2 protein-coding genes (1 of these 2 only partly in view) are annotated in these 17,320 nt (G+C 49.1%); both read right to left on the reverse strand.

Annotation, left to right across the window (positions count from 1 at the left end; translation table 11 throughout):
* Positions 1 to 13 precede the first annotated feature (13 nt).
* On the reverse strand, positions 14 to 17,023 hold the full coding sequence (locus ACQ5BJ_RS04425; protein ID WP_430113385.1) for a non-ribosomal peptide synthase/polyketide synthase: 17,010 nt from the start codon (positions 17,021 to 17,023) through the stop codon (positions 14 to 16).
* Positions 17,023 to 17,320, reverse strand: the 3' portion of a protein-coding gene (locus ACQ5BJ_RS04430; protein ID WP_430108788.1) for a non-ribosomal peptide synthase/polyketide synthase. The gene runs 14,429 nt beyond the window's last position; 298 of the gene's 14,727 nt are visible here — the last part of the coding sequence; the start codon falls outside the window, past its right edge — the gene reads right to left on this strand; the stop codon is at positions 17,023 to 17,025. Before ACQ5BJ_RS04430 ends, ACQ5BJ_RS04425 begins: the two co-directional genes overlap by 1 nt.

Raw genomic sequence — 17,320 nt, forward strand, 5'->3', positions numbered from 1 at the left:
ATGTCTTGTGCTGTCAGGAGCCGGAATGCTTCTTGATTGCGTCAAGGAAGCCGTCCAGTTCAGATTGATCCCAACCAAATTCGGCAAAATCAACGGCAGAATATGCATCAACAGGAGTTCCCGTACTCTGCAAAATAATCGTGCGAAGCGTTTCTGCAAACTCGGCCATCAGCCGTTCAATTGTCGCTCTTTCGTACAGATGTGCGTTATAGCACCATTCCACCTGAAGCTGGTCATCATGGAGATAGCAGTTTATATGGAGAGCAACATCGAGCTGTGTATGTTCCGACCAATCAGCCCCGATGGATTCCTGTGCAAGCCCAAAATAATCGGAGTTCCATGTCTGATCTGACGGCTTGATATAAGTAAAGCGAATTGACGGTTTCGCCTGCTCACGAAGCTGTCGTGCCATCTCTCGGTTCGGACTTGCATATTTCAGCAGTCCATACCCGATTCCATTATCAGGCACACGACGCAGTTGCTCTTTGACAGCAGCCATTACTTCCTGAACAGATTGGCTATCTCCTAGCTCTAGACACCATGGAAATTGATAGCTGAAGCAGCCCACGCTGCGTGACAAGTCCAATTTGAACTTGTCAATGAATCGCTCTTCCTGCAATTCAACGAACAATGAACGCTGCGCCGTCCATGATGAGATGGTTACGGCTAGAGCAGCGAGCAGTATTTCCCGTGCTTCGACACGGAACGCCGCAGTTGCTTGGTGCAACAGATCTGCCGTCTCCTGCTCGGTCAGGGAAAGGTTCAGCTTGCTGCTCATTCCCATCGTGGTTACATCGGCCATCACATCCAGATCAACATGTCGGTCAACCGGAAGCATCGGCACCTCTTGCTGCGTCATGCATGTCCAGAATTCCGGCTCCGATGTCGCATTATCTGACAGAACTTGCGATTTCAGCTGCTCGGCCCATGATTTGAACGAGGCCGTCTTCAACGGCAGTTTAACAGTCCCATCTTTGCTCAATTGTTCATAAGCTGTCTGCAAATCTTGAAGCAGAATGTGCCACGAGCTGTGATCGATTGCCAAGTGATGAATGGCAATGAACAATCTAGCAGGAATTCCCGGTCCAAGGTCGAACAGCGCTGCGCGGATGATCGGCCCTTCGGTTATATGGAGACTCCGCTGCAGCCGTTCTGTCTCTCTCTTGATCGCCTCCTTCTGTGCAGCTGTTGACAGATCAAACAGGTCAATGAACTCCAATATATGCTCATCTGGCTCAGCTTCGTTTCTTTGCTCTACGATGCCATCTGTTATCGCAAATCGCAGACGCAATGCATCATGATGAACAATGATGCTGTGGAATGCTTGTGACAGCAACGTGATATCAATCGATTCCGGCACTGTCAGCAGTCTGGACTGGTTCGCATGATGCGGGTTCGTCATTGCTAGTTCGAAGAACCATTGCTGGTGCGGTGTTAATGGAATGTCACCAACAACTGGACCTTGTTCGCTGCCCATCTGTACCGCTTCTGCCAAGAGAGCGATCGTCTGATGATCGAACAGATCCTTCGGTGTCAGCTTCAACCCGGCTTGGGTGCAGCGGAAAATAATCTGAATGCTCACAATCGAATCCCCGCCGAGCTCGAAGAAGTTGTCATGAATGCCAACCTGCTCAATACCGAGTACCTCTTCCCATATAGCTGTCAAGCTGCGCTCTACCTCATTGCGCGGCGCGACATACGAGCCCGCATTCAACATCTGTTCCCATGCAGGTGCAGGCAGCTGCTTGCGATCTACCTTGCCATTAGCCGTCAGCGGCAGGGCATCAAGTATGACGAAAGCCAGCGGCACCATGTAATCAGGAAGCCGTTCCTGCAAGTAGCTGCGGACGGAATGGACTGCTCCGTCATGCTGGTCATGCTGGTCATCCTGTTGCTTCTGATGCAGCACGATGTATGCAACCAATCGTTTATCACCTGGACGATCCTCACGTACGATGACGGAAGCCTCTCGTACTGCTGCATGCTCCGCAATGGCCGCATGAATTTCACCCAGCTCTATGCGATAGCCGCGTATTTTCACCTGATCGTCATTGCGTCCAAGAAATTCAATATCACCGCTTGGCAAATGTCTGGCAAGATCGCCTGTTCGATACAGCCGTTCTCCTTGTACAAACGGACTGTCGATGAACCGCTCTGCCGTCAAATCGGGACGGTTCATATAACCGCGGGCAAGGCCCTCACCGCCAACATACATCTCCCCTGGCACTCCTTGCGGAACCGGACGCAGCTTGCGATCCAATATATATACCCGTGTATTGGCAATCGGTCGGCCGATGGATGGAGCGATCTCGCTAAGTGACTTGCTCGACTGCGTCGGAACTTGACAAGCCGCTGCAACAACCGTCGATTCCGATGGGCCGTAATGATTATACAAGGCAAACGGCAGCGTATCTGGCGGATATTGAGCAAGTCGATCACCACCTGTCAAGATGGCGCGCAACTTGCATTTATCCGGCCACTCCAGCGTCAGCATCGGCTCAGCGAGCGGCGTTGGAATGAAGGAGAGCGTGATCTCATTTGCGAGCAGCCAGTCGCGTAATGCGACCGGATTCAGTCTCGTCTCTTCATTTGCAATATAGATGCTGGCTCCAGCCGCAATATAAGGCCACAACTCCCAGACGGAAGCATCGAAAGCAACACCTGCCAGCATCGTTGCCCGATCGGCTGCCTGTACATCATACGTCTGTCGATGCCACCCGATCAGATTCATCAAGCCGCGGTGGGTAATCTCTACCCCTTTCGGCTGACCTGTCGATCCGGAAGTAAATATGACGTATGCCAGTTGATCCATGCCAGCCGCTGCAGGAAGCTGAACTTGAGCGCCAATAGCTGCTTCTACTGCTTCAAATCCTCCATCCGCCTCAGCACCTTCACCCACTACAGCCTGCAGTTCATCTTCTGCCACTACGATACGCCCAGCGAATGGAGGCAGCTGCTCACGTACCCGCTCTTGTGTCAGCAGCACTTTCACTTGCGCTTCGGCGAGCATATATGACAGACGTTCCTGCGGATAAGTCGAATCCAGTGGAAGATAAGCCCCACCAGCCTTCCAGATGCCAAGCATACCTGCTACCGATTCGATAGAACGCTCCATGCAGATAGCTACAATATCACCGCTTGCAACACCATTTTGAATGAAACTGTACGCTAATCGTTCAGCCATGCGGCTTAACTCGCCGTAAGTAACGGCTTGCTCCTCAGATACAATCGCAACAGCGTCCGGCTGTATCCGCACCTGCTCTGCAAACCATTCCGCAACAGTTTTGTCAAGCGGGAGCTCGGTACTAGTGCTGTTCCATTCCATCAATGTCTGCTTGCGCTCCTGTTCAGAGAGAAGCTGCAGATTGCCAATTTTCTGTGCTGGCCGATTGGCCATCTCTTCCAGCAGTGTTCCTAGATGTCGCAGCATGCTCTCTATGCTGGAAGCTGTAAACAGCTTCGGATCGAACAACACTTGCAGCTGCAGCTCGTCGCCAGGTATCGCAACCAAGGTGATTGGATAGTTCGTCTGTTTGTACGCACGGGAGATTTGCAGCTGCAGCGCATCTGGATGATCTTGCTCCAGAACGTCTTGCACCGGATAGTTTTGGAATACAACAAGACTGTCGAATAACGGAATTCCGTTCGGCACATCGCTCCAGCCTTGCACTTGAACGAGCGGGCTATACTCGAACTGTCGAATGTCGACTATCTGCTTGTTCAACTGATTCAACCACTGCTGAACTGCTTGCTCTTCATCGATAGCTACACGCACTGGCAGCGTATTAATGAATAGACCGACCATAGATTCGACCCCTGCAAAATCAGCAGGCCGACCAGACACCGTTGTACCGTAAATAACTTCTTCCGCTCCACTGTATCTGCTCAACAGAATCGCCCATGCTGCCTGTACGATCGTATTGAGCGTCACTTTTTGCGTGCGCGCGATTTGATTCAGACGTGCCGACAGCATATGGGACAAACCAATGGTCTTCCAGTCTGCCGCTATCGAGGAACTGGACGACGAACGCTTCATCGGAAGCGGCGTAGGTTCACTTATCCCGCGAAGCATATCCTGCCAAAAGGCTTGGGCTTGATCCATATCCTGCTCTTGCAGCCAGGCGATATAGTCCCGAAACGGACGTACGTCATTCAGTTCTACAGCAGCATCCTTCATATATGAATCGTACATATGTACGACTTCGGATAGTATGATCGGAACGCTCCAGCCATCAATTAACAGATGATGATGACTCCATACGAGCGAATGGCGATCCGCTGCCTCTTTGAATAAGGTAATACGCATAAGCGGTGCCTGCGTCAAGTCGAACCCGCGATCAATGTCTTCCTGAAGGAACTGTGACAAGCGAACTGCTTGCTCCTCTGCCGCAAGATGCTGCCAATCCACTTCTACGAACGGCAACTCTACCGCGGCTAGCACGGCTTGATGCGGTTCAGACACCCCATTCACAACGAGTTGAGTTCGTAAGATGGAATGTCGATTAACTACCTCTTGCCAAGCGCGGCGGAACTGCATCACATCCAGATTTCCTTTGATCGAGAACGCCGTTTGTTCAAAATAGGTTGATGATTCTTCGGAGTATAACGTATGGAACAGCATTCCTTTTTGCATTGGAGACAGTGCATATAGATCTTCCAAATGAGTGATTCTGGCGATGATCGTATCCAATTGCTGTTGGTCGACCAAAGCCTGCGGAAAGTCGGACGGTGTAAGCACAGACAGTTCCGCAGCGCGAGGTATACACAATATTTCTCGCACAGACTGCACATAGCCAGCGGCCAATCGTTCCAATGTTTCCTTCTTATGAAGGTTCTCACTGTACATAAAGGTAAGTTGCAGCTTGCCACCCGATACCGCCGCATTAATTTCAATCGGATTCGATCTTGGAGATGACGGGCTTTGCATCGTTCCTGTTGACTCATGAGCGAGAGAGAATGTTCCATCCTGCATCACTTGATCGAATTGTCCTAAATAGTTAAAGATAATGTGCGGCTCTGCCATGGCCGCCAGCCGTTCTCGTACGGCATCATCTTCACTCAGATAGCGAAGCAAACCGTATCCGATTCCATGCTTTGGAACTAGGCGAAGCTGTTCTTTTACTTTTTTGAGCGCATCCAATTGGGAATTTGTATGTTCGATATCGATCTTAAGCGGGTACACAGCTGTGAACCAGCCGACCGTTCGTGACAGATCGATGTCTCCGACCAATTCCTCGCGTCCATGTCCTTCGAGATGAATAAGTACAGCTTCTTGCCCAGTCCAGCCTTTGACAGCAAGCGCCAATGCCGTCAACAATACATCGTTTACTTGCGTTTTGAACACCGTTGGCATGTCTTGCAACAGCATTCTCGTCTCTTGCTCATCGAGCGACACCTCAACCGATTGCACGGAAGCGAACGTATTCGCTGCTGCTACATCTTGTGCACTCAGCTCAAAATCAAGCGGTAGCTCAGCCGAACCTGACTGTTCGAGCCAGTAGGATAGTTCTTGCAACACTCCCGGCTGCTGGGCAAAGGACTGAAGTTCTGTAGACCAAGCAGTATATGAGGTTGTCTTGAGCGGCAGTGTTACAGTTTGATCCTGTATGAGTTGCGAGTAAGCAGCCTGCACATCTTCAAGGATAATTCTCCATGACACGCCATCCACGACCAGATGATGTGCAAACAATAGCAATTTTGCTGGTTGCGTCGCCCCTGTGTCGAACAGTACCGACTTGAAGAGTGGTCCTTCGGTCAAATTCAAGCTCGCTTGCAACTTGTCTGCATGCGCTCGTAGCGCATCACGCTGCTCGTCTGCTGACAGTGCGGACAAGTCGAATCTGTCAACTGTATACGCTGAACTCGCCTCTGCTATTTTCTGCACCCAGCCCGACCCTGTCCGCTCGTATTGTGCGCGCAGTACATCATGATGGTTCAACAAATGCACGAATGCCTGCTCCAGAGCAAAAATATTTACTGGTTGCGCTATCGTAAGCATGACTGCCTGATTCCAATGGTGAGGTTCCGTCATCGACTGCTCAAAGAACCATTGCTGAATTGGGGTAAGGGATACTTCACCCGTCACGATCCCCTGTTCAGCCTGTACAGGTGCAGCAAACTCGACGATAGTAGCTAATTCCGCTACCGTTTGATACTGGAACATTTGCCGCGGTGTCAGCTTTAAGCCTGCCTGATTACTCCGAGCTACGATCTGAATACTAAGAATAGAGTCTCCACCTAATTCAAAGAAGTTATCATGAATGCCAACACGAGCAATTCCAAGCACCTGCTGCCAAATTCGACAGAGCTGTAACTCTGTTATATTGCGTGGTTCCGCATATTCAACCGCAGCTTCTATCGCCGACCAATCTGGAGCTGGGAGTGCTCTGCGATCTACTTTGCCTGCAGGTGTCATCGGCAGCTCGGATAATGCCACAATCATAGCTGGAACCATATAGATCGGCAGCTTCTCCTTCAACGCATTGCGCAATGAGTTGACATCAAGCTGTCTTCCAGCTTGTGGTACTGCATAAGCGACTAACCGTTGTTCACCTGGACGAGCTTCACAAGCGATGACAACAGCATCTTGCACATGTAGCTGCTGCCGCAGTGCAGCCTCTACTTCCCCAAGTTCGATGCGGAACCCTCGTATCTTCACTTGATAATCAGTACGGCCTAAAAACTCGATATTGCCATCTTCCTTATATCTAGCCAAGTCTCCCGTACGATATAGAGTCCCATCCAAGCCAAGCGGATGCTGTATGAAGCGTTCTGCTGTAAGTTCAGGCTTGTTTAAATAGCCGCGTGCCAAACCATTGCCACCAATGTAAAGTTCACCAGGAATCCCGATTGGAACAGGCCGCATGTACTCATCTAACAGATAGACTTGAGTATTGGCAATTGGCCTTCCGATCGGTATCTCGTCATAATGCGATCCTCCGTCGGCATCCAACGCAGGAATACTGAATATGGTAGACGTAATCGTCGCCTCACTAGGACCGTATGCATTAAACCAAGCGATGCGATCACCGACGATTCTTCTCCAATCTGCCAGATGCTCTGGTGATGGGCGTTCACTGCCAACAATGACAGTACGCACACAATCAGGGGGCTTGTTTTCAGTCTGAACAAGATCACGTACCCATTCATGCCAGTAGGCTGATGGAAGATTCAGTACAGTTAATTGATAATCATCTACAAACTTGCTAAATGCTTCAATTGTCATTAGCCGGTCGACAGCCATGACAACTGTGGCTCCACTCGTCCATGCAGAGAAAAATTCCTCTAACGCTACGTCAAAGCTAATCGTTGCAAACTGCAGCACACGATCCTCTGCACGAATCCCGAATACCTTGCTCACACTTAGATTATGGTTAATCAAAGAGCCGTGAGTAACGACAACACCTTTTGGTTCGCCCGTCGACCCAGACGTATAAATGACATAGGCAGCATTCTCCTGAGTCACGTTACTAGCATCGTCATCAATTGCAGTAGTAGGCTCTTGCATGATCGAGTTCCAGTCAGAATCTAAGCAAACTGTTCTAGCCGCATGCTTCGGCACTCGATCCAAAAGATGTTGTTGCGTTAGCAAGAACTCGAGCTTTGAATGTTCCATCATATAGGCAATCCGCTCTTGCGGATAATCTGGATCGATCGGGACATACACACCGCCTGCCTTAAAGACCGCAAGCAAAGCAATTGCAAATTCAACTGATCGGTTGGCACATATCCCCACCAACACTTCAGGAGCGACTCCCAGCTTACGTAAATAATGCGCCAGTTGATTGGAACGCTCATTCAGCTCTCGATAAGTTATGGTTTTGTTTTCTACAACAAGCGCAATCGCATCCGGTCTTTGTATTGCGAGTTGCTCGAACCGTTCATGACTACATAAATTAGGAATATTAGCTGCTGTCGCATTCCACTTTACAAGCACTTGCTCGAGCTCCTCATTCGTCAGTATCCTGATTTCGTCCACTGGTCGATCAGGATACGCTGCCATCTGTTCTAACAAGGTGCAGTAATGTACCATCATCCGTTCGATTCGCTCTGCTTGGAACAAAGCGGTGTTGTAATTGAAGGAAGCAAGCATTCCCTCTGGTACTTCTACCATTGTTAGTTCCAGATCAAACTTGGATTCTCCCAGTTCAACATTCATAGGTGTCGTAGACAACCCTGGTAATTCAATCGTGCTCATTTGCTTCGTCTGAAGATCAAAGATTACTTGAAATAATGGACTATGAGTCAAGCTACGTTCTGGCTGCATAACCTCTACCAATTGCTCGAAAGGCAAGTCTTGATGATCGAACGCCTCCAAAGTCGTCTCTCTCACTTGCTGCAGCATATCTCGAACTGTAGTACCTGCTGTGAAGTCCGCACGAATCGGCAGCATATTGACGAAGAATCCGATTATGCTCTCAATCTCTGGGCGGTTCCGGTTCGCAACGGGAATGCCAATACATAAGCTGTCCTGCCCAGAATAACGATGAAGCAGAACTTGGAATGCAGTTAGCAAAGTCATGTACAATGTCGCGCCCTCTTCACGACTCAGCTTCTCAAGCTCCAGTACCACTTTACTTGGCAGAATGCAATTGACAAGCGCACCCGAGAACGTTTGTATCGGAGGTCTTGGATAATCGGCAGGCAGTTCCAGAATAGTCGGAATCCCTTCTAGTTTCTTAGTCCAATAAGATAATTGCACTTCACGATTCGTACCTTGCAGCCATTCACGCTGCCATAGCGCATAATCCGCATATTGGATTGACAGATCCGGGAGACTCACCGCTTCACCTGAACAGAAGCCTTCATAGTAAGTCCCAAGTTCCCTTACGAACACGCCAATTGACCAGCCGTCTGAAATAATATGGTGCATTACAAGCACAACAACATGATCATCAGGAGATAATTTCAATACAGTAACCCTTATCAAGCAGTCTGTCGTCAAGTCAAATGGCCGCTGTACCTCTTCCGCAGCTATTCGGAGCGCAGCTTTCTCGCGTTTGTCCTTCGAAACATCGCTCAGATCAACTATCGGTACGCTCACATGCACTTCTGGACTAATGACCTGCCGTGGACTGCCGTCCTTCGATACGAATGTTGTACGGAACGTTTCATGACGCTTCACGATCTGCTTCAAGCTAAGTTCAAAGGCTTCTATATGGAATTCTCCGCTCAAGCGCAGCACTGTATAAATGTTATAAAAGCGATTATCCGGCTCAAGCTGATCCAAGAACCACAATCGCTGCTGTGCATAGGATAACGGCAGGATGTCCGGCCTTGTAACGGGAACCATTGGTTGCGCAGCTTCTATTCCATGCTTGCGGGCAACTTCCACCTGTAAGGCAAACTGTTCTATCGTTGGATAGTTGAAAATGGCTCGCAGCGGCAAATCAACCTTGAACACTTCACGTATACGCGAAATAAGCTGTGTAGCCATTAAAGAATGTCCGCCGAGCATGAAAAAATCATCTGTAATACGTACATGGCTTACACCTAGTACACGCGACCAAAGCGATACAAGCAATTCTTGAACCACAGTCAATTGCTCTGGTTCAACTTCATTAGAAGTATAGTCTGGAACTGGCAATGCTCTGCGATCAACCTTACCATTGATCGTCAGTGGTAGTGTATCCAGTATGATGAATGCAGACGGGATCATATGCTCAGGCAAGTGCTCCTTGGCGAATTGACGCAACACATCCGGTGTGACGCTATCCCCTGCCAGCTCTGCTGCAACTAGATAAGCAACCAATCGTTTATTGCCCGGCTCATCTTCCCGCACAATCACGACAGCTTCTTGGATATCTGGATGTGTCAGCAGAATTACTTCGATCTCTCCTGGTTCTACGCGGAAGCCGCGTATTTTTACTTGATTGTCGATACGTCCGATAAATTCGATCTGGCCGTCCTCATTCATTCGGACCAAGTCGCCCGTACGGTAGCAGCGTTCTCCGGCACGGAATGGACTTGGAATGAAGCTCTTATTCGTCATGTCAGAACGTTTCCAATACCCTCTGGCAACTCCTTGACCGCCAACTAGTAATTCACCGGGCACGCCAACCGGCAGCAAGTTCAATTGGCTATCCACGACATAAGCGGTCGAGTTCGGAATAGGACTTCCGATCGGAACAACATCGGGATGTTCACAGGCAACTCGGTACATCGTCGAAAAGGTCGTATTTTCTGTTGGTCCATAAACATGCAGGAACGTCAGATTAGGGTTATCTTTGAGCAGTCGATTCACATGCTGTGGAGAGATGGTTTCCCCGCCCGCTAGCAAGGTGTCAAGTCCTTGGAAAATACCGCTATCCTGCGTGACATGCTGATGCAGAAGCGCAGTTGTCAAGAACATCGTGTTAATACGATAGTTTTCAATTTCCTGCTTCAACCGCTGGCCGTCGAGTATCACTTCATTATCTGTTAAATAGACCTGGCCACCATTAAGTAAAGCACCCCATATTTCAAACGTAGAAGCATCAAATACAACCGCTCCTGCCTGCAGAATACGTGAATTCTCATCGAGCCGTACATAGTTGATATTTTTAACAAGTCGAATAATATTGCGTTGCTCTACCATAACACCCTTAGGCCTTCCCGTTGAGCCAGATGTATACATCACGTACGCTAGATCGGCAGCATTGCCATAATAACCTACGTTCTCTGTCTCTGCTTGCTCAGTGGTCAACGACATTTCATCTATCGACAGTACCTCTCCGGTAAAGGAGAATGCCGGCAGCCCATCCCGCGTGGACACAATCAGCAAGCGCACGTCAGTGTCTTCAAGCATGAACTCAATTCGCTCACGCGGATAAGTTGGATCGATCGGTACGTATGCTCCACCCGCTTTGAGTATTGCCAGCATCGCAATAATCATTTGCGGTGAACGTTCTGCCATAATCGGAATAAGCTCTTCCCTCTTAATTCCACGTTCTTTTAATACGTTGGCTAATGAGTTAGACAGCGCATCCAATTCGCGGTACGTGATAACTCTAGATTTCGAGATCACAGCATGGTCGTCTGGTCGCTTCGCTACCTGCTCTCTGAACAGCTCGTGTATCGGTTGATCAGGTATCTCAACAGTCGTATCATTGCATTCTACGATTAATTGCTTACGTTCTTGTTCGGTCAGAATATCCAATGTGCCAAGCAACTGCATCGGATTCGAAATCATGCCCTCCAATACGGCCTGCAAATGCCCGAGCAGTCGCTCCATTTCTGCCGGAGAGAAACGACTGCGTTCGTACAGAACCGACAACATCATTTCTTCACCAGGCACAGCAGCGATAGTTAACGGAATATCCGGGTTTTCATATGCCCGAATGTCTTCGATTTTCAAACTTTGCATACCTTGTTGTGCAGCCGTATCTGTTGGATAATTTTCAAAGACAACCAAGCTCTCGATTAGTGGTGTTCCTCGCGGAACATCACTCCAACCCTGAATATCGATTAATGAAGAGTGCTCATATTGACGGATGTCGCTTAAGTCCTGCTGCAAGCGCTCTAACCAATCGACCAGCCGCAGCGACGGTGTAATCGTTGCTTTCATTGGCAGTGTATTAATGAATAGGCCGATCATAGAATCAGCACCTTGGATATCCGTCGGACGACCTGCGACGGTTACGCCAAACAGAACCTGATCATTCCCGCTATACTTACTTAGCAGATAAGCCCATGCTCCTTGAACAAGGATACCCATCGTCAGTTGATGACTGCGTGCTAATTGCTGCAACATATTCGTTACATCCGCGGACAACTTAATGGCATATCCCCCTGTGCCGTTTCCTTCTGTCTCACTCGGTTGCATAATAGCCAACTGTCCTGGAGGAACACCTTGCAAATAATCTCGCCAGAATGCCTCAGCTTCATGCTGGTTCTTCTGACGGGTCCATCGAATAAACTCCTTGTAGGGTTTCGGTCTATGGGATGCAAACCACTGGCCCTGCACGGCTGACTCATACGTTTGCAGCACCTCTCCCCACACCAATTGCAAACTCCAACCGTCGAGCAAAATGTGATGGAAGCTCCATACCATCTTATAACAATCATCACTTGACCGAATCATCGTAATCCGCATTAACGGAGCCGCAAGCAAATTATACTTACGATCACGATCTTCTTGCAGCAGTATATCTAGCTTCACTGCTTGCTCATGTGGCGGCACACCGCTCCAATCCTCCCAATAAATCGGAAGGCTCGCTCTCTCAATAACAGCCTGATGAGGCTCGTCCACTCCTTCCCACACGAATACAGTGCGGAATATATCATGCTTGTCAATCACTTGCTGCCAAGCATTCTCGAACAGAGCAGCCCGAACATGCCCCCGCAGCGTGAAGACCGATTGTTGACAATATGCATAAGCCTTTTCCTCAAGCAGCGATTCATACAACATTCCAGCCTGCAGCGAGGATAATGGATATATATCTTGCAATGTCTTTCCAGCCAATGCACCTTCTGATCCAACCAGCCGTTCAAGCTGATGCTGTGAGAGTATAGCCAGCGGGAAGTCAGATGGAGTGAACCATTTATTTGGTGTATGAAGCGCCGCTTGAATCAATGCTTGCAATTCTCGTTCGATCCACTCGGCAAACGCTGTGATGGTCGTTTTTTTGTGTAATTGTTGACAATAAGTAATATAGAGGTGAATCCGATCTTCGACTACCATTACATTGATGTCAAGTATATGTGGTCGGTGACCATGGTGGCTAAGCACCGAACCGGCAGACAATGTAGATAGATCGAACAAAGCAGAATCATCAACCGCTTGATAGAACCGGCCAAGATAATTGAAACTGATATCCGCAGGTTCCTGTTGTTGCAATTGGGCGTATGTCTCATCCTCGCTAAGGTAACGCAATAGTCCATAGCCGATGCCTTTATTCGGAATCGAACGCAGTTGTTCTTTGACCGCTTTGACTACAGCATCAGGTGGCGATGCCTCAACAACCGACAGATTCACCGGATACATGGTCGTAAACCAACCTACCGTACGTGATAAATCTACATCTTCCACGATTTCTTCACGCCCGTGTCCTTCCATATGCACAAGCAGTTCACGCTTTCCTGTCCAATTTCCCATTGCGAGCACGATGGCTGACAGCAGCAGCTCAGGCACATTAGCTCGAGCGATCCCCGGAACTTCATTCAGCAATGCTAATGAATCTGATTCAGATAATACAGCAGTATGAACTGTGGAATTTGCAACAGTGTTCACGGCAGCAAGATTCTCTTCACTTGCCATGTCGAGCGGAAGCTGTGCAGGCTTCTTGTTACTGCTCGCTATCCAGCTTGCCGCTTCTTCTCTAACGGCTTCCGAATGTGCGTAGTGCTGAAGCACCTCACCCCAACGCTTGTAAGAAGTTGTCTTGGCAGGCAGCTTGACAGGCTGATTATCACATAGCTGATTGCATAGCGTCTCCAAATCCTCAAGGAGAATTCTCCATGAAACACCGTCAACTGCCAAATGATGAATGATGATAAGGAGCAGTGGATCCGACTTCGAGCCTCGATTAAAATATGCAACACGGACGAGTGGCCCATCATGCAAGTTCAAGCTGGCCTGCAGCTCAGCAGACGTCTGCTCAATCACCTGATTCTGCTCCACTACATCGAGAAAAGACACGTCGATATTGTGAATCTTAATTTCCTCAGCTGCCGCAAGCGTTGCTTCAGGTGGGCATTCTTCATTGCCGAATCGCATCCGCAACGCATCATGATGTGCCAGTAAATGCGTAAATGCCTGTTCAAGCATAAATGTCTCAATCGGTCGCTTTACAGTTAACATCATAGCTTGATTCCAATGATGGGCATCCGTGAATTGCTGCTTGAAGAACCAACGCTGAATTGGCAGTAATGGCACACAGCCTGTCACTTCTCCTTGCTCCGCATTCACCTCTGGCTTCGTGCCCACATATTCCGCCAACTCTGCAATCAGTCGATGCTCGAATATTTGCTTTGGTGTCAATCGCAGACCCAATTGAGCTGCCTGAGTAACGACTTGAATACTAAGAATGGAATCCCCGCCGAGTTCAAAGAAATTATCGTAAATCCCGACTTGTTCAACACCGAGAACTTTCGCCCAAATATCACACAGCATCTGCTCCGTATCGTTCCGTGCAGGTACGTAATCCCGGTGTTCGTTGGCCCTCCAGTCCGGCGCTGGCAGCGATCTGCGATCAACCTTGCCATTAATCATAAGCGGGAAGGAATCCAGCAAGACGAAGGCGGCAGGAATCATATGCTCCGGCAGATCTCGCTTGAGATAATCTCTCAGTATATCCGGTGTTACAGCAGCATCTACTTGCTCCACGACCGTGTACGCAACCAAGCGCTTATCACCTTTCCCCGCTTGTACAGCAATAACCAATGCTTCCTTTACTTGCGGGTGAGAAACAAGTACATGCTCGATCTCGCCCGGCTCAATGCGAAAACCGCGAATTTTCACTTGTGAATCGATTCGCCCGATAAATTCGATAATTCCGTCTTCTCGATAACGAACCAGGTCTCCAGTTCTATAACAGCGCTCCTCTTGGCGGAACGGACTTTCGATAAATTTTTCTTCTGTCAAATCCGGCCGATTCCGATACCCTCGAGCTACCCCGTCCCCGCCGACAATCAATTCCCCCTTCATGCCAGGAGGCAGCAAGCGCAAGTGTCGATCAACAACATAAGCCGACGAATTCGCAATCGGACGACCGATTGGAATCGCTCCGGGTTGTTCCGTTGTGAAGGAGAATGTCGTTGAGATCGTCGTGTTTTCAGTCGGTCCGTATGCATTGACGATAGTCAGTCCTGGATTCGACTGCAGCAAGCGATTCATATGCGGTACGGACAGCACGTCCCCGCCAGTCATTAACGTATGCAATCTATTGAATATACTGCTGTCCTGCTGTGACAGCTGGTGCAGCAGCGGTGCAGTTATAAACATCGTATTGACATCATATTGCTCAATGGCCTGCTTCATTCGCCGACCATCAAGAATAGTGTCGTTATCCAATACAACCAATTGTCCGCCGTTCAGCAGCGCCCCCCATACTTCCAAGGTTGCGGCATCGAAGACAACAGCTCCGGTCTGCAACATGCATGTCTGTTCATCGAATTGCACATAGTTGCTGTGCTTGACTAAGCGAATCACATTGCGGTGCTCGATCATAACTCCCTTAGGGCGTCCGGTAGAGCCGGATGTATACATCACATAGGCCAAATTAGAAGGAGCTGCATCAAGCGCCAGATTATCTTCACCTTCACCTGCTTGCTCAAGCGAAGCAAGCACTTCATCCATGAAGACGACTTCACCGTCAAATGTGAAGGCAGGCAAACTATTTTTGTTTGCTGCAAGAAGCAGATATGACTCGCAATCTTCGACAATTACCTCAATCCGCTCACTTGGGTAGGCAGGATCAATAGGCACATAGGCGCCCCCCGCTTTCAAAATAGCCAGCATGCCGATAACCATGTCCGGTGAACGATGTGTAATCATCGGGATCAATTGTTCGTTGCGAATACCTAGTTCAACTAACTTCCTGGCTACCGCATTGGCACGACGATTCAGCTCCATATAGCTCCATGACATTCCTTCGCTGTAAAGCGCCGCATGTTCCGGCCTTGCTGCCACCTGCTCCTCGAACAGCTGATGAATGGTCTTCTCGCTCGGATAAGCGATAGAAGTATCATTCCATTGCTGCACAATCATCTGCTCTTCTTCAGCCGTAATAAACGGCAGATCCTTCAGCATAACTCCTTCACCAGACACGCTCATCGCTTCGAGCACAACCTGTAGCCGATGTAGCAGCCAGTGAACCTGCTTCTCGCTGAAGCGGCTCACATCGTACAACATGCGAAGCAATATTTCTTTGCCTGGCAGAACGACTACAGTTAACGGCAAGTCAGGCTGCTCTAGAGCATCTTGATCACTTACGGACAGCCTGTCATTGACATCCCATGTTTTGCTGTCCGTCTGAATGTTCTCGAATACGAACAAGCTGTCGAACAGCGGCGTACCGCGCGGCACGTCACTCCAGCCTTGAACTTGCAACAGCGGGCTGTATTCATACAGCCGCAGCTCGGCCTGCCGTGCTTGGGCCTGGCGAAGCCACGGCCCAAGCACAGCATCACTACTAACATTTACTCGTACAGGAAGTGTGTTAATGAATAGTCCAACCATCGCTTCTACACCTGGCAGATTGGCTGGTCGTCCGGACACGGTTGTCCCGTACAGCACATCTTCTTCTCCACTGCAACTACTAAGCAATAACGCCCAAGCACTTTGGAACAGTGTATTGGGGGTGATACGACATTTGCGTGCAAATCGATTCAAGATATCAGTCGTGTTACGCGACAAACGCAGTGATGCTTGCGCATATCCAGCCTCTGTTCCGCGCTCAATGTCTGCTGGCAGCGCAGTCGGCGCAGTAAAGCCTTGCAGGTTGCTGCGCCAAAATTGCTCAACTTTGCCCATATCTTGCGCTTCCAGCCATTCACTATAATCGCCATATGGACGCACTTCAGGCAACTGCGGTTGTATCCCCTGATCCACCGCATTATAGAAGCTGAACAGATCTTGTATTACAAGCGGTATCGACCAACCGTCAAGCAAGAGATGATGGAAGGTCCACAATACACGGTGCGAATCGTTTTTCAATCGGACAAGCGTCACACGCATTAGCGGCGCAACCTTCAGATCAAAAGCTGCTTCACGATCTGCTGCCAGCAGTCTTGCAAACAGCTCCTCCTGTTCTTCCAAGGAAGCCTCGCCCCAATTATGTTCAATCATTGGAACTTTCACGTTGGCTTGCACAACTTGATAAGGTTCCTCGACATCCTCCCAGACGAGCGAAGTTCGCAAAACAGGATGACGGCCCAGAACTAGCTGCCAAGCTTCTACGAAAGCGGGTCTATTTAATTCCCCATGCAGAGAGAATTGGACTTGCGTAATGTAGGCCTGTGATCCCTCATCATACAGACTATGGAAGAACATGCCCTGCTGCATGGGAGATAATCTATAAATATCCTCAATCAATACTCCCATTATTTCGGTGACCTCCTGTTATGTTGATTCACTTGCGCCATAATCGCATCAAGCGTCTTCTGATTCAACTTGGTCCGCTTGAAGTCAGATGGCGTGTAATCAGCCTGCCCTGCTTCCTTGCAGCCCGCTATAATCTCTCGCAGCGCCAGTATATAATCTTCGGCAAGCCGTTCGATCGTATCGCGGCGGTGATAATTGCTGCTATAAGCCCAAGTCAATCTGAGGCATCCGCCTGTTACGACACCTACAATGTCCAGCAGATGCTGCCGTGCACCTTCTCCATGGACAAGTCCAACC

The organism is Paenibacillus sp. B1-35, assembly GCF_050474385.1.
GTDB classification, from domain to species: Bacteria; Bacillota; Bacilli; order Paenibacillales; family Paenibacillaceae; genus Paenibacillus_B; species Paenibacillus_B alvei.